22 protein-coding genes are annotated in these 25,816 nt (G+C 72.1%); 19 read left to right on the top strand and 3 right to left on the bottom strand.

All coding sequences use genetic code 11. From position 1 onward, the window contains the following. Positions 1 to 223: 223 nt before the first annotated feature. Entirely contained in the window at positions 224 to 850 is a 627-nt protein-coding gene (locus AC067N_RS20570) for a TetR family transcriptional regulator (RefSeq protein ID WP_478680314.1), read from the bottom strand. A gap of 147 nt (positions 851 to 997) precedes the next feature. Between AC067N_RS20570 and AC067N_RS20565 the strand changes: the two genes are divergently transcribed. The 3 genes from AC067N_RS20565 (at position 998) to AC067N_RS20555 (ending at position 2,814) form a co-directional block, all read left to right on the top strand. Beyond that, on the top strand, positions 998 to 1,162 hold the full coding sequence (locus tag AC067N_RS20565; RefSeq protein ID WP_390953777.1) for a hypothetical protein: 165 nt from the start codon (positions 998 to 1,000) through the stop codon (positions 1,160 to 1,162). Between the two features lie 57 nt (positions 1,163 to 1,219). Further along, a complete protein-coding gene (locus AC067N_RS20560) occupies positions 1,220 to 1,498 on the top strand; it encodes a DUF4190 domain-containing protein (RefSeq protein WP_478680313.1) in 279 nt (92 codons plus the stop codon). Positions 1,499 to 1,650: 152 nt separating this feature from the next. Next, the gene (locus AC067N_RS20555) at positions 1,651 to 2,814 is read left to right on the top strand and encodes a cysteine desulfurase family protein (protein WP_478680312.1); all 1,164 of its coding nucleotides are present in this window, start codon (positions 1,651 to 1,653) and stop codon (positions 2,812 to 2,814) included. An 83-nt stretch (positions 2,815 to 2,897) separates the two neighbouring features. Here the strand turns inward: AC067N_RS20555 and AC067N_RS20550 are convergent, their stop codons facing one another. After that, the gene (locus AC067N_RS20550; protein WP_478680311.1) at positions 2,898 to 3,605 is read right to left on the bottom strand and encodes an N-acetylmuramoyl-L-alanine amidase; all 708 of its coding nucleotides are present in this window, start codon (positions 3,603 to 3,605) and stop codon (positions 2,898 to 2,900) included. A gap of 59 nt (positions 3,606 to 3,664) precedes the next feature. On the opposite strand from AC067N_RS20550, the gene mnmA reads away from it, so the two are divergent. The 16 genes from mnmA to AC067N_RS20470 all read left to right on the top strand — a co-directional run bounded on the left by mnmA (position 3,665) and on the right by AC067N_RS20470 (position 24,524). Further along, a complete protein-coding gene (mnmA, locus tag AC067N_RS20545) occupies positions 3,665 to 4,795 on the top strand; it encodes a tRNA 2-thiouridine(34) synthase MnmA (protein ID WP_478680310.1) in 1,131 nt (376 codons plus the stop codon). Between the two features lie 141 nt (positions 4,796 to 4,936). Further along, on the top strand, positions 4,937 to 5,794 hold the full coding sequence (locus AC067N_RS20540; protein ID WP_478680309.1) for a class I SAM-dependent DNA methyltransferase: 858 nt from the start codon (positions 4,937 to 4,939) through the stop codon (positions 5,792 to 5,794). Between the two features lie 9 nt (positions 5,795 to 5,803). Next, complete coding sequence (locus AC067N_RS20535; RefSeq protein ID WP_478680308.1) at positions 5,804 to 6,343, top strand: LOG family protein; 540 nt, start codon at positions 5,804 to 5,806, stop codon at positions 6,341 to 6,343. Positions 6,344 to 6,396: 53 nt separating this feature from the next. Then, positions 6,397 to 7,086: an SDR family oxidoreductase gene (locus AC067N_RS20530; protein WP_468102861.1), complete on the top strand. Its 690-nt coding sequence runs from the start codon at positions 6,397 to 6,399 to the stop codon at positions 7,084 to 7,086. 234 nt (positions 7,087 to 7,320) lie between these two features. Further along, entirely contained in the window at positions 7,321 to 8,337 is a 1,017-nt protein-coding gene (locus AC067N_RS20525) for a methionine synthase (protein ID WP_478680307.1), read from the top strand. 15 nt (positions 8,338 to 8,352) lie between these two features. After that, complete coding sequence (gene ligA / locus AC067N_RS20520) at positions 8,353 to 10,581, top strand: NAD-dependent DNA ligase LigA (protein WP_478680306.1); 2,229 nt, start codon at positions 8,353 to 8,355, stop codon at positions 10,579 to 10,581. 228 nt (positions 10,582 to 10,809) lie between these two features. Then, the gene (locus AC067N_RS20515) at positions 10,810 to 13,161 is read left to right on the top strand and encodes a putative bifunctional diguanylate cyclase/phosphodiesterase (RefSeq protein ID WP_478680305.1); all 2,352 of its coding nucleotides are present in this window, start codon (positions 10,810 to 10,812) and stop codon (positions 13,159 to 13,161) included. Positions 13,162 to 13,449: 288 nt separating this feature from the next. Beyond that, positions 13,450 to 13,746, top strand: coding sequence for an Asp-tRNA(Asn)/Glu-tRNA(Gln) amidotransferase subunit GatC (gene gatC / locus AC067N_RS20510; protein ID WP_018531282.1), 297 nt, complete (start codon positions 13,450 to 13,452; stop codon positions 13,744 to 13,746). Between the two features lie 7 nt (positions 13,747 to 13,753). Continuing rightward, positions 13,754 to 15,250: an Asp-tRNA(Asn)/Glu-tRNA(Gln) amidotransferase subunit GatA gene (gene gatA / locus AC067N_RS20505; RefSeq protein ID WP_478680304.1), complete on the top strand. Its 1,497-nt coding sequence runs from the start codon at positions 13,754 to 13,756 to the stop codon at positions 15,248 to 15,250. Next, positions 15,247 to 15,486, top strand: a complete 240-nt coding sequence (locus AC067N_RS20500; RefSeq protein ID WP_093723316.1) for a hypothetical protein — start codon at positions 15,247 to 15,249, stop codon at positions 15,484 to 15,486. Before gatA ends, AC067N_RS20500 begins: the two co-directional genes overlap by 4 nt. Positions 15,487 to 15,502: 16 nt before the next feature. Then, complete coding sequence (gatB, locus tag AC067N_RS20495) at positions 15,503 to 17,017, top strand: Asp-tRNA(Asn)/Glu-tRNA(Gln) amidotransferase subunit GatB (protein WP_478680303.1); 1,515 nt, start codon at positions 15,503 to 15,505, stop codon at positions 17,015 to 17,017. A gap of 277 nt (positions 17,018 to 17,294) precedes the next feature. Then, positions 17,295 to 19,592 carry an MMPL family transporter gene (locus AC067N_RS20490; protein WP_478680302.1) on the top strand — a complete coding sequence of 766 codons (2,298 nt, stop codon included), beginning with the start codon at positions 17,295 to 17,297 and terminating at the stop codon, positions 19,590 to 19,592. Further along, positions 19,570 to 20,145 carry a GNAT family N-acetyltransferase gene (locus tag AC067N_RS20485; RefSeq protein ID WP_478680301.1) on the top strand — a complete coding sequence of 192 codons (576 nt, stop codon included), beginning with the start codon at positions 19,570 to 19,572 and terminating at the stop codon, positions 20,143 to 20,145. The genes AC067N_RS20490 and AC067N_RS20485 overlap by 23 nt, the downstream gene beginning before the upstream one ends. Before the next feature lie 35 nt (positions 20,146 to 20,180). Continuing rightward, a complete protein-coding gene (locus tag AC067N_RS20480; RefSeq protein ID WP_478680300.1) occupies positions 20,181 to 20,759 on the top strand; it encodes a hypothetical protein in 579 nt (192 codons plus the stop codon). 217 nt (positions 20,760 to 20,976) lie between these two features. Then, the gene (locus AC067N_RS20475; RefSeq protein ID WP_478680299.1) at positions 20,977 to 21,204 is read left to right on the top strand and encodes a hypothetical protein; all 228 of its coding nucleotides are present in this window, start codon (positions 20,977 to 20,979) and stop codon (positions 21,202 to 21,204) included. 77 nt (positions 21,205 to 21,281) lie between these two features. Continuing rightward, positions 21,282 to 24,524 (top strand): helix-turn-helix transcriptional regulator, encoded by a 3,243-nt coding sequence (locus AC067N_RS20470; protein WP_478680383.1) that lies wholly within the window; start codon positions 21,282 to 21,284, stop codon positions 24,522 to 24,524. 6 nt (positions 24,525 to 24,530) lie between these two features. Here AC067N_RS20470 and AC067N_RS20465 read toward each other — a convergent pair whose 3' ends face one another. Further along, positions 24,531 to 25,697: a PQQ-dependent sugar dehydrogenase gene (locus AC067N_RS20465; RefSeq protein ID WP_478680298.1), complete on the bottom strand. Its 1,167-nt coding sequence runs from the start codon at positions 25,695 to 25,697 to the stop codon at positions 24,531 to 24,533. Positions 25,698 to 25,816 lie beyond the last annotated feature (119 nt).

Raw genomic sequence — 25,816 nt, 5'->3', positions numbered from 1 at the left:
AGGGCGGCTGCGGTGGCCCCGGCGGGGGCCGCGGGGGCGGCGGTGGGGGCGCGGAGCGGGGCGCCGAGCGGTGTGCCGGGCCGGGAGGCGCCGGGCGTCGGCGTCCGAGGGCGACCGACCGGCCGCGCCGGGCCCGGAGGGGCGCGCGCCGGGCTGCGGGCGCGCCCCTCCGCGGGTGCACGCGCGGTCATCGCCGAGGCCCCGGTGGCGCCTCGGCGACTCCTCAGTCGAGCCAGTGGCGGCAGCCGATGCTGATCAGCCGCATCCGACGGCCCGCGAGGCGCGTCACGCGCTCGCGCTCCGCGTCGGGATCGTGATGGGCCTCCAGGAAGAGCGAGGCCGTCACCAGCATCTGGTCGACGTACAGACCGGCCAGCATCAGCCGGTCGTCGTCGCTCCAGCCGGCGGTCTCGGGCCTCCTGGTCAGCTCGTTGCGGACCTCCTCGGCGAACCGGGCCAGTTGGCCCTGGATGGCCTCCCGCACCGGCTGGACACCTCCGTGCCGCTCACGCGCGATGAAACGGACGTGAGCGGGGTACCCGTCCACATGACGGGCGATCAGCTCGATGGCGCGCTCGATCAGTTCGTCACTGTCGCCGACCGCGGACATCAGATCCCCCAGCACGGGGTGCAGACTCCCCAGCGCCTCCTCGACCAGCGCGACACCGAGGTCCGCTGTCGAACGGAAGTGCCGGTAGAACGCGGTCGGGGCGACCCCCACGGCCCGGGTGACCTCACGGAGGCCCAGGCTGCTGAGGCTCTGGTCCTCCAGCAGGGCGAGCGCGGCGTCCATGAGCGCCTGCCGGGTCCGCTGCTTCTGCGCCTGCCGGATGCCGAAGGTGTGACTCATGCCATGCAGTTAACAACTGTTCTCCGTAATTGCAAAGCCGGGCCGCACGTTAGACTTGAGAGTCAGTGAACAAGTGTTGCTACAACCGTTCACCGAAATGTAACGACGAACCGAACCGCCGGACACGACACGAGAGGCACTCACGCCATGCTGTTCCTCGTCGCCGCACTTCTGCTGCTGGGGATCGTCCTGGGCACCGTGGCCCACGTTCCGCTCTCCGTCTCCCTGGTCGCCGCGGCCGTCATCGGTGCCTGGCTGGCGGTCTTCGCGTACCGCGAGCGCCACGCCCGCCGTGGCCGGACCACCAACTGACCTTCCCCGGCCACCCGTTGGAAGCCGTCCGTCCACCCCTAGGGAGCTGACCGCACCATGCAACTCACCGCCGCACCCCGGACCCGTCCCGCCGCCCGCCGTCAGGGCCGCGACGCCGACGGCATGGCCGTCGCCTCCTTCGTCCTCGGGCTTCTGGGCCTCCTCGTGCTCAACCTCTTCCTCGGTCCCATCGCCATCGTTCTCGCCTGCGTCGCCCTGAAGCGCGGCACGACGAGGCGGGGCCGGGCCTTCCTCGGCCTCGGCCTGGGCGTCGCCGACCTGGTGGTCCTGGCCGTCCTGACCCAGACGACGAACACGGTGTCCTGGAGCTTCTGAGCCGAGCGGGACCGGCCGTCCCGGAGGCGATCCGCCGCCCCGGCCACCGCGGCACCGCCACCGCGACCGCCCGTCACCGCCGTCGGCGGGGCCCACCGCCGTAGGTAGCGGCCGAGGCCGGTGCCCGGCGCCCCCGTAGAATCGGGCACACCATGGCTTACCTCGACCACGCGGCGACGACACCGATGCTCCCGGAGGCGGCAGAGGCGCTGACCGCCCAGCTGAGCGTCACCGGCAACGCCTCCTCGCTGCACGCATCCGGCCGCAGAGCCCGCCGCACCGTCGAGGAGGCCCGCGAGACCCTCGCGGAGGCCCTCGGAGCCCGCCCCAGCGAGGTCGTGTTCACCTCCGGCGGCACCGAGGCCGACAACCTCGCCGTGAAGGGCCTGTACTGGGCCCGCCGCGACGCCGACCCGGCCCGCACCCGGGTCCTCGCCAGCCCCGTCGAGCACCACGCCGTCCTGGACGCCGTCCACTGGCTCGGCGAACACGAGGGCGCCACGGTCGAGTACCTCCCGGTGGACGCCCACGGCCGTGTCCACCCCGAGGCCTTGCGCGAGGCCATCGCCCGCGACCCCGACGACGTGGCGCTCGCCACCGTGATGTGGGCCAACAACGAGATCGGCACGATCATGCCGGTCCGGGAACTCGCCGACGTGGCCTCCGAGTTCGGCGTCCCGCTGCACGCCGACGCCGTCCAGGCCCTCGGACAGGTCCCCGTCGGCTTCGGGGCCTCCGGCCTCGCCGCCATGACCGTCTCCGGTCACAAGATCGGCGGCCCGTACGGCATCGGCGCACTCCTCCTTGGCCGCGAGTACAGCCCCGTACCGGTGCTGCACGGCGGCGGCCAGGAGCGCCATGTCCGCTCCGGCACCCTCGACGTCCCGGCGGTCGCCTCCTTCGCGGTCGCGGGCCGGCTCGCCGCCGAGCAGCAGGAGTGGTTCGCCCGGGAGATCGGCTCCCTGCGCGACTCGCTGGTCGACGCGGTCCGCACGGCGGTGCCCGACGCGCTCCTCGGCGGCGACCCGGTGGACCGGCTGCCCGCCAACGCGCACTTCACGTTCCCCGGCTGCGAGGGCGACTCCCTGCTGCTCCTTCTCGACGCCCAGGGCATCGAGTGCTCCACCGGCTCGGCCTGCACCGCCGGTATCGCCCAGCCCAGCCATGTCCTCCTCGCCACCGGCGCCGACCCGGACCTCGCGCGCGGCACCCTCCGCTTCTCCCTCGGCCACACCTCCACGGAGGCCGACGTCGAGGCGGTCGCCAAGGCGATCGGCCCGGCGGTGGAGCGCGCCCGCAACGCAGGCCTGACCTGAGCACGGCTCCCGAGGTCTGGCCTCGGCCCGGGACCTCAGGCGGTGTCGGGCCCTCGGGGCCCGGCGAAGGCCCGAGGGTGCCCTCAGGCCTTCGCCGAGCCCGACGCCTTCCCGGCAGCCGCGCGCACCAGCTTCATGTAGCGGTCCCAGTCCCAGTGCTCGCCGGGGTCGGTGTGGTCGGTGCCCGGCACCTCGACATGGCCGATGATGTGCTCGCGGTCGAGAGGGATGCCGTAGCGCGCGCAGATACGCGCCGTGAGGCGGGCGGAGGCCTCGTACATCTCGTCCGTGAAGTCCTGGGGGCGGTCGACGAAGCCCTCGTGCTCGATGCCGACGCTCCGCTCGTTGTAGTCGCGGTTGCCCGCGTGGTACGCCACGTCCAGCTCGCGGATCATCTGGGTGACATGGCCGTCCTTGCGGACGATGTAGTGCGACGCGGCCCCGTGCTTCGGGTCCTGGAAGACCTTCACGGCGCTGGCGAAGCTGCCCTGGGTGACATGGATGACCACCATGTCTATGCCGAAGTCGTCCGGCCGGTCCGCCAGCCGCCAGTTCGCGTCCGAGGCCGCCACCCACTTCGCGCCCGCGTAGTCGACCTCGCCCTCCTTGCGCGGCTTCGAGACACCGGGGACGCGCCACCACGCGCGCGTCAGCTCGTCCCGCGCGACGACCGCCGTACCGACGGCGGCCACGGCCGTGCCGATGAGCAGGGCCCGGCGCCCCACACGCCGGTCCCCGTCCTTGCTCCTGCTCCGGGAGACACCGTCCCCGGACGCCCTTCTGGTGCCCACGAGCCGTCAACGGATACTCGCGGGCTCCGGTTCCCGGCGCCCCGTACCCTGGAGGCGTTATGACTGAGACCTCGCAGCGCCCCCGCCCCCTCCGTGTCCTCGCCGCCATGTCCGGCGGGGTCGACTCCGCCGTGGCCGCCGCCCGCGCCGCGGAAGCCGGGCACGACGTGACCGGCGTCCACCTGGCGCTCTCCGCGAACCCGCAGTCGTTCCGCACCGGCGCCCGGGGCTGCTGCACCATCGAGGACTCCCGCGACGCCCGCCGAGCCGCCGACGTCATCGGCATCCCGTTCTACGTCTGGGACCTCGCCGACCGCTTCCGCGAGGACGTGGTCGAGGACTTCATCGCCGAGTACGAGGCCGGACGCACCCCCAACCCCTGCCTGCGCTGCAACGAGAAGATCAAGTTCGCGGCCCTGCTCGACAAGGCGCTCGCCCTCGGCTTCGACGCCGTCTGCACGGGCCACTACGCCAAGGTGATCGTCAACGACGACGGCACGCGCGAACTGCACCGCGCCTCCGACATGGCCAAGGACCAGTCGTACGTCCTCGGCGTCCTCGACGAGAAGCAGCTCGCCCACGCCCTGTTCCCGCTGGGCGACACCGTGACCACCAAGGACGAGATCCGCGCGGAGGCCGAGCGCCGGGGCTTGTCCGTCGCCAAGAAGCCCGACTCGCACGACATCTGCTTCATCGCCGACGGCGACACCCAGGGCTTCCTCGCGAGCCGCCTCGGCAAGGCGGAGGGTGACATCGTCGACGAGTCCGGCACCGTCCTCGGCACCCACGAGGGCGCCTACGGCTACACCATCGGCCAGCGCAAGGGCCTCCGCATCGGCACCCCGGCGCCCGACGGCAAGCCCCGCTACGTCCTCGACATCTCCCCGGTGAACAACACCGTCACCGTCGGCCCCGCCTCCGCCCTCGACGTCGACGGCCTGACGGCGATCAGGCCCCGCTGGTGCGGCGCCGCGCCCACCGGCCCCGGCACCTACACCGCCCAGCTCCGCGCCCACGGCGGCGAGACCGAGGTGACCGCCGAGCTGATCGACGGCGACCTCCACGTCCGCTTCACCGAGCCCGTCCGCGGCGTCGCCCCCGGCCAGGCGATCGTCCTCTACGACGGCACGCGTGTGGTCGGCTCGGCGACGATCGCGTCGACGGCACGCGTGAAGGCGGGCGCCGTCTGAGGACCGGCCTTCCCGGCCCGGGCGCCTCTCCGTCACGAACGCCTCCCCTCGGGTAGCCGTCCGCCCTCGGACGGCGCAGGCTGCTGGTGAGTACTCCCCCAGACACGGCCCAGGGGCCGCAGGAGGCCCAGGGAGGTCGCCGTGACAGCCACAGACCCGGCCGGAAGGCCGTCCACGAAGCCGGCGGCGGAACCGTCCGGGAACCGCCGCGGCCTCACCCACCGGGTCCGCTACGCCCTGCGCCACCCGAAGCGGGTTCCGGCGCACGCCCGCCGGGTGGCCCGCGACACCTGGCTGCGGCTCAAGCACCGGGACCACATCGCGTACTACCGGGCCGTCATGGCCGCCGACACGGCACGCAGCCCCGAGGCCGCCGTCGGGCACAACCCCTCGGTCGAGAAGTGGGAACGCCTCGGCCGGATGCAGTTCGACTACCTCCTGCGGCACGGTCTGGAGCCCCGGCACCGGATGCTGGAGATCGGCTGCGGGAACCTGCGCGCCGGGCGTCTGTTCATCGACCACCTGGACGCCGGGAACTACTACGGGATCGACATCTCGCCGGCGATCCTCCTGGAGGCCCAGCGCACCCTCGTCCGGCAGGGGCTGCAGGCCAAACTGCCCCATCTGACCCTCGTCGCCGACCTGACCTTCGAGTTCCTGCCCGAAGCGCACTTCGACGTCGTCCACGCGCACAGCGTGTTCTCGCACTCACCGGTCCACGTCATAGAGCAGTGCTTCGCCCACGTCGGCCGCATCCTCGCCCCCGGCGGCTTCTTCGACTTCACCTTCGGCCGCACCGAGGGCAAGGAACACCAGGTGCTGCACGAGGACTTCTACTACCGGACCGACACCCTGGTGGAACTCGCCGCGCAGTACGGACTGGCGGCCCGCTTCATGGACGACTGGGAGGAGCTGCCGCACCGCCAGTCGAAGATCCGTCTGAGCCTGCCCCCGGTGACCGGGGCCCGACCGGGCCCCGATGTCGGTGGCACGCCCTAACGTGGAGCCATGAACATCTGCGTCTTCCTCTCCGCCGCCGACCTCGACGACCGCTACACCCGTCCCGCGCGGGAGTTCGCGAAGCTCATCGGCAAGGGCGGCCACACCCTGGTGTGGGGAGGGTCCGACGTCGGACTGATGAAGGTGGTCGCCGACGGTGTGCACGAGGCCGGTGGCAGACTCCTCGGCGTCTCGGTCGAGTTCCTGGCGGCCAAGGCGCGGCCCGGCACCGACGAGATGGTGATCGCGCGGGACCTCCCCGAGCGGAAGCGACTGCTCCTGGAGAAGGCCGACGCCGTGGTGATCATGGTCGGTGGGACCGGAACCCTGGACGAGGCCACCGAGATCCTGGAACTGAAGAAGCACGGCCACACCGACAAGCCGGTGGTGCTCCTCAACACGGCAGGCTTCTACGACGGTCTGAAGGAACAGTTCCGCCGCATGGAGGACGAGGGCTTCCTGCCCCGCCCCCTCGCCGACCTGGTGTTCTTCGCGGAGGAGCCGGTGGGGGCGATGGCGTACCTGGAGGAGAGCCAGGGGATCGAATAGCCGAGGGCCCTCTCCGCGCACCGGCCCGCCCGGGGTGATGCGAGCATGACCGCATGGCTACTCATGTGATCACCGGAGCGGGTTCCGGCATCGGCGAGGCCGTGGCCCGCCGTCTGCACGAACGCGGCGACGACCTCGTGCTGCACGCACGCGACGCCGGCCGCGCGAAGGAACTGGCGGCGCGTTTCCCGGGGGCGAAGACCCTGGTCGGCGATCTGGCCGACCCGGACAAGCTCTCCTGGGCCTTCTCCCACCAGACGCTGCCCGACCGCGTGGACTCCCTGCTGCACATCGCCGGGGTGATCGACCTCGGCCGGGTCGGCGACCTCACCCCCAAGTCCTGGCGCCACCAGCTCAACGTCAACCTGATCGCCCCCGCCGAGCTGACCCGGCACTTCCTGCCCCAGCTGCGCGCCGCCCGGGGCCACGTCGTGTTCGTCAACTCCGGCTCCGGCCTGCACGCCTACGCCGACTGGTCCGCCTACGCCGCCTCCAAGCACGGCCTGAAGGCCCTCGCCGACTCCCTCCGCCACGAGGAGCACGGCAACGGGGTCCGCGTCACCACGGTCTACCCCGGCCGCACGGCCAGCCCCATGCAGGCCAAGGTCCACCAGCAGGAGGGCAAGGAGTACGACCCCTCCCGGTGGATCGCCCCCGAGTCCGTCGCGACGACGATCCTCATGGCCCTCGACCTCCCCCGAGACGCCGAGGTCAACGACCTGACGGTCCGCCCCGGCCGCTGACACGGCTACGGGCGCCTTTGAACCCCGGGGTGCGGGTTCGTCGGCGGGCGCGGGTGGGTGGGGAAAAGCACGGGGCGCAGCCCCGGCCGCTTCTCAGGGGCGCGGGGAACCGCGCGGACAACCCCCGCCCACCCGCACATACCCACCCACCCGAGACCACCCCCTCACCCTCCGCCGGGGTCCGGGGCGCAGCCCCCGGAAAACCCCGGCCGAAGAACACCTACGCTTCGACGTGTGAACGAACACTTCGACTTCGGCCCCGCCACCGGCCTCGGCTCGATGCCCGGCGGCGACGCCAGAGAGGCCGCCAGGACAGTCACCGGCACCTTCGAGTGGCCGGACACGGGCATGCCGTACCTGCCCGAACTCCCCGCCCGCGGCCCCGGCGCCGACATGATCGGCCGCACCGCCGGCCTGCTCGTCGAGCTGTACGCGCGCGTGGAGCCCAGTGGCTGGCGGCTCGGCGACCGGCCCGGCCGGGACACCAAGCGGGCCGTCTCCTGGCTCGGTGAGGACCTGGACGCACTGGAGGAGTTCACCCAGGGCTACGAAGGCCCGCTCAAGGTGCAGGCCGTCGGACCGTGGACGCTCGCCACCGCGCTGGAGCTGAAGAACGGCGAGGCGGCCCTCTCCGACCCCGGGGCCTGCCGGGACCTCGCCGGTTCCCTCGCCGAGGGTCTGCGTCTGCACCTCGCGGAAGTGCGACGGCGCGTACCCGGCGCCCGTGTGGTCCTCCAGCTCGACGAACCCTCCCTCATCGCCGTGCTGCGCGGCCAGGTGAAGAGCGCCAGCGGCTACCGCACCCACCGCGCCGTGGACCGCCAACTCGTCGAGGCCACCCTCCGTGACGTCATCGGCGTCCACACCGAACCGGGGGCGGTCGTCGTGCACTCCTGCGCCCCCGACGTACCGTTCGCGCTGCTCCGCCGGGCCGGTGCCGCCGCGATCTCCTTCGACTTCTCGTTGCTCACCGAGCGTGACGACGACGCGATCGGGGAAGCCGTGGAAGGCGGCACCAGGCTGCTGGCCGGTGTGGTGCCGACCACGGAGGGCCCATTGTCAGACCCTGCCGGTAGCGTCATGGGGGTCAGGACGTTGTGGCGCAGGCTGGGGCTGCATCCGGGGCTTCTCGCGGACGCCGTCACGGTCACTCCGTCGTGCGGTCTCGCGGGCGTCTCCCCGGCGTACGCGCGCCGGGCGCTCGCCCACTGCGTCCAGGCGGCGAGATCCCTCGCGGACAACCCAGAGTAACGGGAGGACAACACGGTGGCCGGCGACAAGGACGCACAGACTGCCCCGACCGCAGCATCCGTACCCGACGAGGCACCGGTGCCGGCCGAGGCCCGGGAGAAGCACGCGCGCCTCGCCGAGCAGATCGAGGAGCACCGCTTCCGGTACTACGTGAAGGACGCCCCCGTCGTCAGCGACGCGGAGTTCGACCGTCTCCTGCGCTCCCTGGAGGCGCTGGAGGAGGAACACCCCGAGCTGCGCACCCCCGACTCGCCGACCCAGAAGGTCGCGGGCGCGTACGCGACGGAGTTCACCGCCGTCCAGCACCGTGAGCGCATGCTCTCCCTGGACAACGCCTTCACCGACGGGGAGCTGGCGGCCTGGGCCGAGCGCGTCGCCAAGGACGTCGGCACCTCCGACTACCACCTGCTGTGCGAGCTCAAGGTGGACGGCCTCGCCGTCAACCTCACCTACGAGCACGGCCGCCTCACCCGCGCCGCCACCCGCGGTGACGGCCGCACCGGCGAGGACATCACACCGAACGTCCGCACCATCGCCGAGATCCCGGACCGGCTGAACGGCGACAAGGTCCCCGACCTCGTGGAGATCCGCGGCGAGGTCTACTTCCCGATGGACAAGTTCGCGGAGCTCAACGCCCGCCTGCTGGACGCCGGCGACAAGCCCTTCGCCAACCCGCGCAACGCGGCCGCCGGTTCACTGCGCCAGAAGGACCCGCGCGTCACCGCCACCCGCCCCCTGCACATGGTGGTGCACGGCATCGGCGCCCTGGAGGGCTTCGAAGGCGGCCTCAGCCGCCTCTCCCAGGCCTACGACCTCCTCAAGTCCTGGGGCCTGCCCACCGCCCGGCACAACCGCGTGGTCGACGACCTCGACGGCGTACGGGAGTTCATCGCGTACTACGGCGAGAACCGCCACTCCGTCGAGCACGAGATCGACGGCGCGGTCGTCAAGCTCGACGAGATCCGGCTCCAGGGCCGTCTTGGATCCACGGCCCGCGCCCCTCGCTGGGCGATCGCCTACAAGTACCCGCCGGAAGAGGTCAACACCAGGCTCATCGACATCAAGGTGGGTGTCGGCCGCACCGGTCGTGTCACGCCCTACGCACAGGTGGAGCCCGTCACGGTGGCCGGCTCCGAGGTCGAGTTCGCCACGCTGCACAACCAGGAAGTGGTCAAGTCCAAGGGCGTGCTCATCGGCGACACGGTGGTGATCCGCAAGGCCGGTGACGTCATCCCCGAGATCCTCGGGGCGGTCGTGGACCTGCGGGACGGCAGCGAGCGGGAGTTCGTGATGCCGGCCGAGTGCCCGGAGTGCCGGACCCCGCTGAGGCCGATGAAGGAGGGCGACATCGATCTCCGTTGCCCCAACGCCCGCACCTGCCCGGCCCAGTTGAGAGAGCGTATCTCCTACCTCGCGGGCCGCGAGTGCTTGGACATCGAGCACTTCGGTGATGTGGCGGCCGCCGCGCTCACCCGCCCCCTGGGCTCGGACGCCGCCCCTCTCGTCGACGAGGGCGACCTCTTCGATCTGACGGTGGAGAAGTTGCTGCCCATCAGGGCGTATGTACTGGATTCCGACAGCGGTCTGCCCAAGCGCGATCCCAAGACGGGCGAGGAGAAGATCGTCACGGTCTTCGCCAACCAGAAGGGCGAGCCCAAGAAGAACACCCTCGCCCTGCTGAAGAACATCGAGGAGGCCAAGAGCCGCCCGCTCGCACGCTTTCTCAACGGACTCTCCATCCGCCACGTCGGACCGGTGGCCGCACAGGCCCTGGCCCGCGAATTCCGTTCGATCGACCGCATCGAGCAGGCATCGGAGGAGGAACTCACCGCGGTCGACGGCGTCGGCGCCATCGTTGCGCAGGCCCTCAAGGAGTGGTTCGCCGAGGAATGGCACCGAGAAATCATCCGTAAGTGGAAGGCGGCCGGAGTCTCTCTCGAGGAGGAAGGCGCGGGCGAGGACGAGGGACCGCGCCCCCTCGAAGGGCTGACCGTCGTCGTGACCGGCACACTCGAGCGCTACACACGCGACGGGGCGAAGGAGGCACTGCAATCACGCGGAGCAAAGGTGACCGGGTCTGTTTCGAAGAAGACCTCATTCGTCGTAGTCGGTGAGAACCCGGGATCGAAGTTCGACAAGGCGATGCAGCTCAAGGTTCCGGTCCTGAACGAGGACGGTTTCGCGGTTCTGCTCGAACAAGGACCTGAAGCCGCGTCGGAAGTGGCGCTTCCGACCGAGGAGTAGGGGTTGAGGGACACCCGTTCGGCGCATACCAGATGCATATGGGTGGCCGGTCGCATTCGGGCAACCGTCGTCGACCGCTGCCCGTGAAAGCCTTGTGCGGCCTACTGTTGAGGTGTGCGCCTGCCGTGCCCGGACGCGTGGCGGGTTCTCGGACGCGGTGCCGCCCCGGGGTGTCGGGAGCGAACGGGCCGCGTGGCGTGGGCACCGCCGGCTGTGAGAGGGACGGGAATGGAACCGACCGAGAGCGTCGCCCCGGACTCCCGGCTGCGCCTGCGCCGGGTGTCCGGGGCCTGGCGGCGGGGGCGCTCCCTGCTCACAGGGGGACGCCCGTTCGGGGGAACCCGGGCGCGGGTCGGAGGCCAGATGCCGACGGCGGACCACCGGGCGGAGCAACCGCCGGGCCGCGCGTTCGCCGGCGCCCCCGGCATCCTCGTACCAGCCCCCGCGCAGCTCACGGCCGGCACCGGAACCGGCTCGCCCCCACCGGTCACGGGCAGGCTCGGTGACGGCCGCGGCCACGCCCTGCCGGGCCACGACAGCGAGCGCCACCCGTCCTGGCCCGCCCTGCCCGCAGCGATCGTGGGCCTCGCCGGAGTCATCCTGGGCGCCGGGTTCTACCGGGCGTTCGCCGGACAGCACGCGCTGTTCCCGGCCGGAGCGGTCGGCTGGTCCCTCGCCCTGCTCACCGGCATCATCGTCGGGCACCTCGTCGCCATGGGCCGCGCCCGCTGGTGGGGCGGCACCGGCTCCGGCGCCGCCCTCACCCTCGCCGTCCTGCTCCTCCACGGCTGGCTCCCGGCCGGCATGGTCAGCCTCACCGTCGTCGTCCTCGTCGGCATCGCCCGCCGGGGCCGCTGGCGGCAGGGCGTGCTGCACGGCGCGGTCGACATCCTCGGCATCGGCGCCGGAGCCCTCGTCCTGCGCGGCTTCGGCCGTGTCCCCTCCGTCGAGCAGCCCTGGGACCCGGAGACCTGGAACCTGTACGCGGCGCCCCAGGTGGCGCTCGTCGCCATCGCCTACCTCGCGGTCACCCGCGCCCTGCTCTGGTATCTGGCCGCGCCGCGCGGCGGCGTCCCCACGGTCGCCCGCACCGCCCTGGTCAGGCAGGGCCTCGTCGCCGTCGCGCTCTTCGGCATCGCGCCCCTCATCTGTGTCGTCGCCACGGCCCAGCCCCTGCTGCTGCCGCTCTTCGCCATTCCGCTCATCGCGCTCGACTCCACCCTGTGGATCGCCCGCGCCCGGGCGGAGGAGCAGCTCCGCGACCCGCTCACCGGACTGCCCAACCGCCAGTGGCTGCTCGAACGGACCTGGACCGCCCTGGACGACGCCGAGCGCATCGGCGCGCGCGCCGCACTGATGCTGATCGACCTCGACCGCTTCAGATCCGTCAACGACACGCTCGGCCATCTCGCGGGCGACCGGCTGCTGTTGCAGGTGGCCGACCGGCTGCGGGTCGCGCTGCCACGCGGCGCGGAGGCCGCACGGCTCGGCGGCGACGAGTTCGCCGTCCTGCTGCCCGTCGCCGACTCCACGACCTCCGCCTCACGCGTCGCCCGCAACCTCGTCGCCGCGCTCGGCTCACCGCTCGACCTCGACGGGCTCACCCTGGTGCTGGAGGCCAGCGCCGGGCTCGCCGTCTTCCCCGATCACGCGCTCGACGCGGAGGGGCTGCTCAGACGGGCCGACGTGGCGATGTACCAGGCCAAGCGGGACCGCACCGGCGTCGAGGTCTACGAGTCCAAGCGGGACTCGAACACACCGGACCGGCTCGGGCTCCTCGGCGACCTGCGGCGCGCGCTGGACGCGCAGGAGGTCGAGCTGCACTACCAGCCGAAGGTCCGCTTCGACGGCCAGGTGGCCGGTCTCGAGGCGCTGGTGCGCTGGGTGCACCCCGAGCGGGGGAAGGTGCCGCCGGACGAGTTCATAGCGATCGCCGAGTCGTCCGGGCTGATGCCCCACCTCACCGAGTACGTCCTGGAGACGGCCCTCGGCCAGGTGGCCCGCTGGCGTGCCCAGGGACTGCACGTACCGGTCGCCGTGAACGTGTCGCCCCGCGACGTCCACACCCCCGGCTTCGCGGGCTCGGTGGCCGCGCGGCTGGCCCGCCACGGGGTTCCCGCGGGGGCGCTCCAGCTGGAGATCACGGAACACGTGCTCCTGGAGGACCCGCAACGGGCCGCGGACACGCTGGCCGGGCTGACCGGGCATGGGGTGAAGATGTCGCTCGACGACTTCGGGACCGGGTACTCGTCGCTGGTCCACCTGCGGCGGCTGCCCGTGAGCGAACTGAAGATCGACCGGTCGTTCGTGGCCCGGCTCGCCGTCGACACCGAGGACGCGGAGATCGTGCGCTGCACCGTCGACCTCGCGCATTCCCTCGGGCTGCTCGTCGTCGCGGAAGGGGTCGAGGACGACGAGACGTGGGAGCGCTTGCGCGACCTCGGATGCGATGCCGTCCAGGGGTGGCTCGTCGCCGCGGCGATGCCGCCGGAGGAGACCACGGCGTGGCTGCGGGCCCGGGGGTCCCGGGGCTGGCAGCGTCCGGCGGCGGCCCTGCCGGCGGCCACGGCGGAGGAGTGACCGCCGGGCGCCCACCGGGGGCGGGGGCCGAGGGCGGAACGGGCCTGGGGCCCGCCCTTCATCCTGAAAAGCGTCTGAAAAGCACGGGGCGTAGCCCCGGTCGCTTTTCAGGGGCGCGGGGAACTGCGCGTCCAACCCCCCCACTCACCCGCACCCGCCGGAACCACACGCACCCCCGAGCTGTGAGGCGCCCTGCCAAGCCCGCGCAGCGAACCCGTGCACGGTCACACCGGCCCGCCCCATAGGATTGGCGCCAAACCACATCGCACTCACCCAGAGGATCGCTGCATGCCTGGCATCACGCGCGAGGAGGTCGCCCACCTCGCCCGGCTGGCGCGTCTGGAGCTGAAGCCCGAAGAGCTCGACCACTTCGCGGGCCAGCTGGACGACATCATCGGCGCGGTCGCCCGCGTCAGCGAGGTCGCCGACCAAGACGTCCCGCCGACCTCGCACCCGCTGCCGCTGACGAACGTCATGCGCGCGGACGAGGTCCGTCCGTCGCTCACCCCCGAGCAGGCGCTGTCCGGCGCCCCGGCCCAGGAGCAGCAGCGTTTCAAGGTGCCGCAGATCCTGGGGGAGGACTGATCACGTCATGACCGACGCCATCATCAAGCTCACCGCGGCGGAGATCGCCGCGAAGATCGCCTCCGGCGAACTCACCGCCGTCCAGGTCACCGAGGCCCACCTGGCCCGCATCGAGGCCGTCGACGAGAAGGTGCACGCCTTCCTCCACGTCGACCGCGAGGGCGCCCTCGCGCAGGCCCGCGCCGTCGACGAGAAGCGGGAGCGGGGCGAGAAGCTCGGCCCCCTCGCCGGTGTGCCCCTCGCGCTCAAGGACATCTTCACCACCGTGGGCGTGCCCACGACCGTCGGGTCGAAGATGCTCGAGGGCTGGATCCCGCCCTACGACGCCACGCTCACCAAGCGGCTGAAGGACGCGGACGTCGTCATCCTCGGCAAGACCAACATGGACGAGTTCGCCATGGGGTCCAGCACCGAGAACAGCGCGTACGGCCCGACCGGCAACCCCTGGGACCTCACCCGGATCCCCGGCGGCTCCGGCGGCGGTTCCTCCGCCTCCCTCGCCTCCTTCCAGGCGCCCCTCGCCATCGGCACCGACACCGGCGGCTCCATCCGTCAGCCGGCCGCCGTCACCGGCACGGTCGGCGTGAAACCGACGTACGGTGCCGTCTCCCGGTACGGCATGGTCGCCTTCTCGTCCTCCCTCGACCAGGGCGGGCCCTGCGCGCGTACGGTCCTGGACGCCGCGCTCCTCCACGAGGTCATCGCCGGTCATGACCCGATGGACTCCACGTCCATCGACGCGCCCGTCCCGCCGGTCGTCGAGGCCGCCCGCAACGGCTCGGTCGCCGGGATGCGGGTGGGCGTCGTCAAGCAGTTCCGCGGTGAGGGCTACCAGGCCGGTGTGGTCCAGCGGTTCGACGAGTCCGTCGAGCTGCTGAGGGAACTGGGCGCCGAGATCGTCGAGCTGGACTGCCCCTCGTTCGACCTGGCGCTGGCCGCGTACTACCTGATCGCGCCGAGCGAGTGCTCGTCGAACCTCGCCCGCTTCGACGGGCTCCGCTACGGCCTCCGTACCGGCGACGACGGCTCGCACTCCGCCGAGGAGGTCACCTCCCTCACCCGTGAGGCTGGCTTCGGCCCCGAGGTGAAGCGCCGCATCATGCTCGGCACGTACGCGCTCAGCTCCGGCTACTACGACGCGTACTACGGCAGCGCCCAGAAGGTCCGTACGCTCATCACCCGCGACTTCGAGAAGTCGTTCGAGCAGGTGGACGTCATCGTCTCCCCGACGACGCCGACCACCGCCTTCCCGATCGGCGAGCGCGCCGACGACCCCATGGCGATGTACCTCGCCGACCTGTGCACCATCCCGACCAACCTCGCGGGCAACGCCGCGATGTCCCTGCCCTGCGGTCTCGCGCCGGAGGACGGGCTGCCGGTCGGACTCCAGATCATCGCCCCGGCCCTGAAGGACGACCGTCTCTACAAGGTCGGCGCCGCCGTCGAGGCCGCCTTCGTGGAAAAGTGGGGGCACCCGCTGCTCGAGGAGGCTCCGTCACTGTGAGTGCACTGTCCAAGGCCAAGGGCTTCAAGAAGTCCCGGTCCGGTCTGTATGTGTCGATGGCCACGTCGGCGTTCGGCGCCGTCGGTGTCTACAAGCAGATCAAGAAGGCCCGCGGAGACAACGACACGCTGCGGCTGCTCGACGCCGTCGTGACCGGAGCCGCGGTCGTCACCAACCTGGCCATTCTCTACCGCGAGCTGAAGCGGCTGGGCGACGACGACGTCCTGCTGGGCTGAGAGGGAAGTTTTCACCGTGACCACCACGACCGACCTGGTGTCGTACGAGGACGCACTCGCGTCGTACGACCCCGTCATGGGCCTCGAGGTCCATGTCGAACTCGGCACCAAGACCAAGATGTTCTGCGGCTGTTCGACCGAACTCGGTCAGGACGCCAACACGCAGACCTGCCCCGTCTGCCTCGGCCTGCCCGGCGCGCTCCCGGTCGTCAACGCGACCGGCGTGGAGTCCGCCATCAAGATCGGTCTCGCGCTGAACTGCGAGATCGCCGAGTGGTGCCGCTTCGCCCGGAAGAACTACTTCTATCCGGACATGCCGAAGAACTTCCAGACCTCCCAGTACGACGAGCCGATCGCCTTCAACGGCTACCTCGACGTGCAGCTGGAGGACGGCGAGGTCTTCCGCGTGGAGATCGAGCGCGCCCACATGGAGGAGGACACGGGCAAGTCGACGCACGTGGGCGGCGCGACGGGCCGCATCCACGGCGCCTCGCACTCGCTGCTCGACTACAACCGCGCCGGCATCCCGCTCATCGAGATCGTCACCAAGCCGATCGTCGGTGCCGGGGAGCGCGCGCCGGAGGTCGCCAAGGCGTACGTCCGTGAGCTGCGCGAGGTCATCAAGGCGCTCGGTGTCTCGGAGGCCCGTATGGAGATGGGCCAGATGCGCTGCGACGTGAACCTGTCGCTGATGCCCAAGGGCGCCGACAGGTTCGGTACGCGCTCCGAGACGAAGAACGTGAACTCGCTGCGGTCCGTGGAGCGCGCGGCCCGCTTCGAGATCCAGCGGCACGCGGCGGTGCTCTCCTCCGGCGGCACCATCGTGCAGGAGACCCGGCACTTCCACGAGGACACGGGGTCCACGACCTCGGGCCGCGTGAAGGAGGAGGCCGAGGACTACCGGTACTTCCCCGAGCCGGACCTGGTGCCGGTGGCGCCCTCGCGCGCATGGGTCGAGGAGATCCGGTCCGCGCTGCCCGAGCTGCCGCTGGTCCGCCGCAACCGGCTCCGCGAGGAGTGGGCCGTCAGCGGCACCGACATGCAGGCGATCCTCAACGCCGGTGCGCTGGAGCCGATCGTCGCCACCATCGAGGCCGGGGCGGACGCCGCCTCCGCGCGCAAGTGGTGGATGGGCGAGCTGGCCCGCAGCGCCAACGAGTCGGGCAAGGCGCTCGACGAGCTGGCGATCACCCCGGCGCAGGTCGCCCGGGTCACCGAGCTGGTCGCGAAGGGTGACCTGAACGACAAGCTGGCACGTCAGGTCATCGAGGGCGTTCTCGCGGGCGAGGGCACCCCGGACGAGGTCGTCGACAGGCGCGGTCTGAAGGTCGTCTCCGACGAGGGCGCCCTGACCACCGCGGTCGAGGAGGCCATCGCCGGCAACCCGGCCATCGCGGACAAGATCCGCGGCGGCAAGGTGGCCGCGGCCGGCGCCCTGGTCGGCGCGGTCATGAAGGCCACCCGTGGCCAGGCGGACGCGGCCCGAGTCAAGGAGCTGATCCTGGAGAAGCTGGGCGTCAGCGAGGGCTGAGCGAGTCGAGCGTCGAGGGCGGTGCGTCAGGGCGACGCACCGCCCTCAGGTGTGTGGGCGGTGTGTGGGCGGTGCGTGGCGCAGGGTGACAGGGTGCCGTCATCCGTCCTGTGAGGTGCATCCCCTCTCGTGTGAGGAGCCCCTCAAAACACCCAAACGATCAGTTCAGGGTGCAACAGTTGCCAGGGATTGCTCATGCGTTCTTTGCGTGTCGTTCCGCTCCATCAGCGGCTGAACACGGTCAAAGATCGAAAATCACCCCCCAGGAGCACGATCCGTGGCAGCCCTAGCACGCTGGTGCGTCCGGCACCGTCTCGTCGCCGTCCTTCTGTGGCTTCTCGCCTTCGCCGGCACGGCCGCCGGCGCCCTGGCAGCGGGAGCCGCGTACTCGAACGACTACAAGACCCCCGGGACCGAATCCAGCCGTGCCACCGCACTCCTGAACGAGGGCTTCCCCGGTACCAGTGGCGACAGCGCCACCGTCGTCTGGCACACCGACGACGGTTCCGTACGGGCCACCGCCGTCGAACAGACGATGAGCCGGACCCTCGACGAGATCGCCGACCTGCCGGGTGTCGCCTCCGTCACCGACCCCTACGACGGCGCCGGCGCCGGCCGGATCAGCCAGGACGGGCGTACGGCGTACGCGAGCGTGACCTTCGACAAGCCGGCCGGTGACGTCGACAAGGCGCAGGCCGAGGCCGTCGTGGACACCGCGAAGGCCGCCGAGGGCCACGGACTCCGGGTGGAACTGGGCGGAGAGACGATCGGGCTCACCGAGACCTCCGGCGGACACCTCGCCGAGATCGTCGGCGTGCTCGTCGCCGCCGTGGTCCTCTTCCTCGCCTTCGGCTCGCTCGCCGCCAGCGTCCTGCCGATCGCGACCGCCCTGGTCAGCGTCGGCACCGCCTACGCGGGCATCACCCTGCTCGGCCATGTCATGACCGTCGCCGACTTCGCGCCCATGCTGGGCACCCTCATCGGCCTCGGCGTCGGCATTGACTACGCGCTGTTCATCGTCACCCGGCACCGGCGCGGTCTGAAGCGCGGACTGCCCGTCGAGGAGGCCGCGCGGACCGCGGTCGCCACCACCGGGCGGGCCGTGGTGTTCGCGGGTGCCACCGTGTGCATAGCCCTGCTGGGCATGCTGATCCTGCGGCTCGGCTTCCTCAACGGCGTCGCGATAGCCGCCTCGCTGACCGTGGTCCTCACCGTCGCCGCCTCCGTGACGCTGCTGCCCGCGCTGCTGTCGTTCATCGGCATGCGCGCGCTCAGCCGCCGCGAACGCCGCCGGCTGGCGGAGCACGGCCCCGAGCCCGAACTGCCGACGGGCTTCGCAGCCCGCTGGTCCGCGTTCGTCGAGCGGCACCCCAAGAAGCTCGGCGCGATCGCCCTCGTCGTCATGACCCTGCTCGCCCTGCCCACCCTCGGCCTGCGCCTGGGCACCTCCGACCAGGGCAACGACCCGAGGACGACGACCACCCGCCAGGCCTACGACCTCCTCGCCGACGGCTTCGGCCCCGGCGTCAACGGCCCGCTCACCCTCGTCACCGAGATCGACGGCGCCGCCGACCGGCTCGCGCTCGACAACCTCGACACCACGCTCCGTGCCACCGAGGGCGTCTCGGCGGTCACTCCGGTGACGTACGGCGCCGGCGGCGACACCGCCTACCTCACGGTCGTCCCCGACTCCTCACCGCAGTCCGCGAAGACCAGCGAGCTGGTCGACCGGCTGCGCGACGAGGTGCTGCCACGGGCCGAGACCGGTACCTCGCTCGATCTGCACGTCGGCGGCATGACCGCCGGCTACGACGACTTCGCCGACGTCATCGTCGGCAAGCTCCCGCTGTTCGTCGGCGTCGTCACCGGCCTCGGCTGTCTGCTGCTCCTGCTCGCCTTCCGGTCCATCGGCATCCCGCTGAAGGCCGCCGCGATGAACGTGGCGGCCGTCGCCGCCGCGTTCGGCGTGGTCGTCGCGATCTTCCAGTGGGGCTGGGGGAGCGAACTGCTCGGCCTCGGCCGGGCGGGCCCGATCGAGCCCTTCCTCCCGGTGATCATGGTCTCGGTCCTCTTCGGGCTCTCCATGGACTACCAGGTGTTCCTGGTCAGCCGGATGTACGAGGAGTGGCTGGAGACCGGTGACAACCGGCGCGCGGTCCGCGTCGGCCTCGCCGAGACCAGCCGGGTGATCAACTCCGCGGCGGTCATCATGATCTCCGTCTTCCTCGCCTTCGTGCTCAGCGGCGACCGGGTGATCGCCATGTTCGGCATCGCGCTCGCCGCCGCCGTCGCCCTCGACGCCTTCGTCCTCCGTACGCTCCTCGTCCCCGCCCTCATGCACATGCTCGGCGGCGCCAACTGGTGGCTGCCCCGCTGGCTCGACCGGCGCATGCCCCGCATCAGCATCGAGCCGCCCGAATCCCGCGCCGCCCATGAGAGGCTGGCCGCCGCGACGGACGCCGAGGCGGCGGACGTACTGGCGGGGAACCCCGGCGGGATACCGGGGCCACGTGCCGCCGACGCGACGGACGGACAGGCGAAGGAGCGACGGGATGTACGCGATATCCCTGGGTGACGACGGAGCCGAACTGCGTCCCCTGGAGCCCTGGCACGCCGAGGAGTTCCTCGCGCACCTGGAGCGGGGGCGGGACTTCATCAACCAGTACATCCCCTTCGGCTCGACCGCCACGGACGTCCCCTCCGCGCGTGCCGTCCTCCAGCGGTACGCCGACATGCGCGCCGCCGACACCGGCTCCCTGCACGGCATCCGGCTCGACGGGAAGCTCGTCGGCGGGGTCCTCTTCCTCAACTTCGACGCCGAGAACGCCAACTGCGAGGTGGGCTGCTGGCTCGAACCGGCGGCCACGGGACGCGGGCTGGTCACGCGTGCGATGCACGTCCTCATCGACTGGGCGGTCGAGGCCCGCGGCATCCACCGGGTGGAGTGGATCGCGGCCTCCGGGAACGAACCGAGCCTGAACGTGGCCCGGCGGCTGGGCATGTCGCGGGACGGCGTGCAGCGGGAGCGCTATCCCCACCGAGGGGTCCGGCACGACCTGGAGATATGGTCCGTCCTGGCGCCGGAATGGCGCGCGGCACGCGCGCGCGGCGTTCACAAGGATCATTAAGAGACCTCTCAGACAACATTCGTACGGTGCGAGGTATGGGAACCAAGACAGTGGACGAGGCCGGAGCCGGGACGGGCACCGAGACGAAGGTCGACGAGGAGTCGGTCGACGTGACCAAGGAGGACCCCGCCGCGAGGGCCGAGGAGCAGGACGCCGGCCTGGACGAGACCGGTGAGGCCGGCGAAGACGGTGAGGACCTCCCGCCGGCCGCCGCCAAGGCGCAACCGGGCGTCGGGCAGGGTGCCGCGGGCATCGTCGCCGTGGTCCTCGGCCTCGTCTCGCTGACCGGCAGCTGGGTCGGCACCGTGGCCCAGGCCCGCAACCAGATGTTCGGACAGCTGGAGACCGCGCAGAACGCCGACGTCGCCACGATGCTCCAGCAGTACTACGGCGACTCGTGGAACGCGAACGCCCTCGTCTCCGGGATCTTCGCCCTGGCCGCGATGCTCGTCGGCGTCGCCGTCCTGGTCCGGCCCGCGTTCGGCGACCCCGACCAGGTGCAGGCGCCGTGGATCAAGTCGGTCGCGTGGGCGGGTGTCGCGGTCGGCTTCATCGGACTGGTGCTCGCCGTCCTGAAGTACTCCGACATCCTGCTGGGCCTGCCCAACACCTGACGTCCCCGCCCGGACGGGGCGGCTTCTGAGGGGCCTTAGGCCCGTCGTGGGGGATCCTTACGACGGACCTGGGGCCCCTCATCCGTTCAGGGCGCCTTTCTGAGGCCCCGGGCCCGCTCAAGATGCGGAACTCTCCCGATGCGGCGGACCCGCCTCGCAGACGAAGGTCGAGGCATCGCGACAAGCGAACCCGACCGACTCTCACGAGGGGCACGACATGTTCGAGTACGAGCAGCGCATCCGCACCGAGGAACTGATCCGCGACGCGGAGCACTACCGCCTGGCACGCGACGCCCGCCGCGCCGGCCGCGAGGCCGCACGCGACTCCCGCACGACACGCAGCCCCGAGTCCGGGCCGGGCTCCGGGAAACAGGACGCCGCGGACACCGACGATCACGGCCGGCACCACCGCACGCGCCGGTTCCGGCTGCCGCGCACCACGTGAGCCCGGACCTCCCGGCGCCCGGTCCCGGACCCCGCGAGGTGCGGATATTCGGTGCCGAAGCGGCGGATCCGCATGCGATGCTCGGCGGTGTGGAGACCAGGTCCGTCAGTCCGGTGTTCGTCGGCCGTGCCGAGGAGTTGGAGGTGCTGCGCGACGCCCTTGCCCGCGCCGCGGGCGGCGCCTCCCGGATGCCCGGCGGTGGGGGAGCGGGCGAGCCGCAGGCCCTGCTGCTCTGCGGGGAGGCCGGGGTCGGCAAGACCCGGCTGGTCGAGGAGTTCGCCACGGCGGCCGAGCGCGACGGCGCGGTCGTCGCGCTCGGCGGCTGCGTCGAGATCGGCGCCGACGGACTGCCCTACGCGCCCTTCTCCACCGCCCTGCGCGCCCTGCACCGCAGGCTCCCCGCCGAACTGATCGCCGCAGCCGCCGGCCAGGAACCCGAACTGGCCCGACTGCTGCCAGAGTTGGGCGAGACACCGCCGACCAGGCACGACGAGGAGGGCACCGCCCGGCTCTTCGAACTCACCGCCCGCCTCCTGGAACGCCTTGCCGCCGACCGCACCGTCGTCCTCGTCCTGGAGGACCTGCACTGGGCCGACGCCTCCACCCGCCACCTCCTCGCCTACCTGCTGCGCACCCTGCGCACCGGCCGCCTCGTCGTCCTCGCCACCTACCGCTCCGACGACATCCACCGCCGCCACCCGCTGCGCCCCCTCCTCGCCGAACTCGACCGCCTCCGCACGGTCCGCCGCATCGAACTGCGCCGCTTCAACCGCGCCGAGGTCGGCTACCAGCTCACCGGCATCCTCGCCGCCGCACCCGACCCGGCCCAGGCCGACGAGATCTTCGAACGCTCCGACGGCAACGCCTTCTTCGTCGAGGAACTCGCCGTGGCCGCGCACGACGGCGGCTGCGCGGCCCTCACCGACTCCCTGCGGGACCTGCTCCTCGTCCGCGTCGAACGGCTCCCCGAGGACGCCCAGCGGGTCGCCCGCATCGTCGCCGAGGGCGGCTCCACCGTGGAGTACCCCCTGCTCGCGGCCGTCGCCGGGCTCTGCGAGGACGACCTCATCGAAGCCCTGCGCGCGGCCGTCGGCGCCAACATCCTGCTCGCCGCCCCCGGCGGCGACGGCTACCGCTTCCGCCACTCCCTGGTCCGCGAGGCCGTCAGCGACGACCTGCTCCCCGGCGAACGCTCCCGCCTCAACCGCCGCTTCGCCGAAGCCCTGGAGGCCGACCCCGCGCTCGTCCCGGCCGACGGCCGCGCCACCCGCCTGGCCAGCTACTGGTACCACGCCCACGACGCCGCCAAGGCCCTGCCCGCCGTCCTCGACGCCGCCGTCGAGGCCCGTTCCCGCCACGCCCACTCCGAGCAACTACGGCTCCTGGAGCGGGCGATGGAGCTGTGGGACGCCGCCCCCGACGCGGTACGGGCCGCACTGCGCCCCATCGACTACACCGAGGTCTACCCTCCCCCACTGCCCGAAGGGCGTTGCGGCACCCCCAGCGGCTGCGACCCCGCCACCACCCCCCTCAGCTACCTCGACCTCATGGCCGAGGCGGCCGTCGCCGGCCGGCTGTGCGGTGAGCGGGAACGGGCCATGCGGATCACCCGGCGGGCGCTGGACCTGCTGGCGGACGGGGGAGACCCGCTGCGCACCGCCTGGTTCTGGGTGCAGCGTTCCCTGCTGACCGAGGGCCTGTCCCGGGGCGACGGCTGGAAGGAACTCGCCACCGCCCAGGACCTCATGCGCGGTCTGCCGCCGTCGACGATGCACGCCGAGGTCCTCTCCCGCGTCGCCGGCTGGGCCATGCTGCACGCTCCCGGCCCCGACGCGCTCTCCGACGCCCAGCGGGCCGTCGAGTACGCCCGCATGGTGGGCGCCGAGGACATCGAACTCAACGCCCGCCTCACCCTGGGCGGTCTGATGGTCGACGCCGGGGACGTCGACGCCGGTGTCACCGAGATGCAGGCCGTACGCCGCCGGGCCCTCGAACGCGGCCCCTCCGCCGTCGTGGGCCGCAGCCACGTCAATCTGCCCTCCAGTCTGGAGAGCGTCGGCCGCTCCCGCGAGGCCGTCCGTGTTCTGCGCGAAGGGCTCGACCTCACCCAGCGGATGGGTCTGTCGGACTCCGAGGCCTGGGTGTGGGGCAACCTCTCCGAGTCGCTCATCTCCCTCGGTCAGTGGGACGACGCACTGGACGCCGCGAAGAAGTCACGGGACGTCGGCCCGAGCGCCAAGAGACTCGGCGGCAGCGCCCTCTGCGTCGCCGCCATCGCCCTCGCCCGCGGCGACACGGCCGAGGCCCGGCGCCAACACGCCGCCGCGTACGGCCACTTCGGCACCCACAACCCCATGCCGCAGAACAACCTGCCGCTCTCCCTGCTCGCCATCGGCATCGCCGCCGCCGAGGGCCGCCTGACCGACGCCCGCGCCGAACTCGCCCGTGTCCTCGACGCCGGCTTCCCCGTCGGCACCCAGCGGTACGCCTGGCCGCTGCTGCTCGCCGCCGCCGTCGCGGAGGCCGACGCCCGGGGGCTGCCCACCGCCGATCACGGCCGGACCGAGGTGCTCGGCCGGATTCTCGCGGCGGTCAGGAAACTCACCACCGGCGCACCGATCTGGCTCGCCCACGAACAGTGGGTACGCGCCGAACTCCGGCGTGCCGAGGGCCTGATGACCGCCGACACCTGGTCCGAGGTCGTGACCGCCTTCGAACCCCTGGAACGCCCCTACGACCTGGCCCGCGTCCGGTACCGCCTCGCCGAGGCCCTGCTGGCGGACGGCGCCGACGACGGCGCCCGGCACCGGGCGACGGAACTGCTGCGGTTGTCCGCGGCCGTCGCCGGCCATCTCGGCGCCCGCCCGCTCGCCGAGGGTGTCGCCCTCCTCGCCCGGCGTGCCCGCCTCCCCCTCAGCCCCGTCGCAGAGCCCGCGGCCGCACCGGCCGACCCCGTCGCCGCCCTCGGCCTCACCGGACGCGAGCGCGACGTCCTCCGTCTGGTCGCGGCCGGCCGCACCAACCGCCAGATAGCCGAGGAACTCTTCATCTCCCCGAAGACGGCCAGTGTCCACGTCTCCAACATCCTCGCCAAGCTGAGCGTCGCCGGACGCGGCGAGGCAGCGGCTGTGGCCCATCGACTCGGCTTGTTCCCCGCGGAGACGGCGGAGACGGCCGAGACGGCGGAGGCGGCCGAGACGGCGTACCGGGCCGGGCCCGGCCGGCGGGGCGCGTCCCCGCGCCGGGCGTCACCGGCTGGTTCCGGCGAGGCGGGGACGAGGCGGGCGCCGAGCGCCAGGGGCTCCGTCGCCGGTGGATGACCCGGGCTACCTCACCTTCAGCTCCAGGATCCTGTCGTCGCCGTCCTCCGGGGAGCCCCGGCCGTCCGTCTCGCTGGTGGTCAGCCAGAGTCTGTCGCCGCCGGCGGAGACGACGGTGCGGAGTCGGCCGTAGTCGCCCTCCAGGAAGGGCTGGGGGTCGGCCGACGCCTTGGTGCCCCGGAGGGGGATGCGCCACAGGCGCTCGCCCTTCAGCCCCGCCATCCACACGGAGCCCTCCGCTATCGCGATGCCGCTCGGGGAGGCGTCGTCCACGCTCCACACGGCCACCGGGTCGACGTAGCCGGACTCGCCGCCCTTGCCCTCCGCCTCGGGCCAGCCGTAGTTCCCGCCGGGGCGGATCTGGTTCAGCTCGTCCCAGGTGTCCTGGCCGAATTCCGATGCCCAGAGACGCTGCTTGCCGTCCCAGGCGAGGCCCTGGACGTTGCGATGGCCGTAGGAGTACACCACGGAGTTGCCGAAGGGGTTGCCCGGGGCGGGCTCGCCGTCCGGGGTCATCCGGAGGATCTTGCCGCCGAGGGACTTCCTGTCCTGGGCCAGAGGGCCCTCGTAACGCTCACCCGTGCCGGCGTACAGCATCTGGTCGGGGCCGAAGGCGATGCGGCCGCCGTTGTGGTTGGTGCCCTTGGGGATGCCTCGGAGGACCGTGTCGGGGGCGCCCAGCTGCTCGCCCTCGGGCTTCCGGGGGTCGTACAACATCCGCACGATGCGGTTGTCGGACTCCGAGGTGAAGTAGGCGTAGATCATGTGGTCGGAGGCGTAGTCCGGGGAGACGGCGATGCCGAGCAGGCCGCCCTCACCGGCCGCGGCCACCCCGGGGACCTCGCCCAGCTCCGTCCTCCTGCCCGTCTCCGTGTCGATCCTGCTGATCGTGCCCCGGTCGCGGGAGGACACGAGGAGGCCGCCCTCGGGGAGGGGGGCCAGGCCCCAGGGGGTGTCGAGGTTTTCGGCCACGGTGCGGACCACCTCGACCGAGCCCCTGGCAGGGGGCGCGGTCTCCGCCGGCCGGCCCTCGGAGGGGGAGGCGGACGGGGCGGAGGTGGTGGGTGAGCCGGTGGGGGCGGTCGGTCGCTCTCCGTCGTCGGAGGAACAGCCGGCCGTCATCAGGAGCACGGTCGCGGCCAACGTGGCCGTCACCGCTCGACGTTGCACCATCACGATCCCTTCGACGCGGAGCTTCCACCTTCCTACACCGCGAGTGCCCCCCAGGTTCCACCTCCGGCAGATCAAGGTGCTTTTTCGGGCCGCCGGCCCCGGATTCCCCCGCCCCGCCG

This window comes from Streptomyces sp. NPDC042364 (assembly GCF_056437585.1).
The sequence above is the reverse complement of the archived record's forward strand: the minus strand, read 5'-3'. Positions and strand labels throughout refer to the sequence as shown.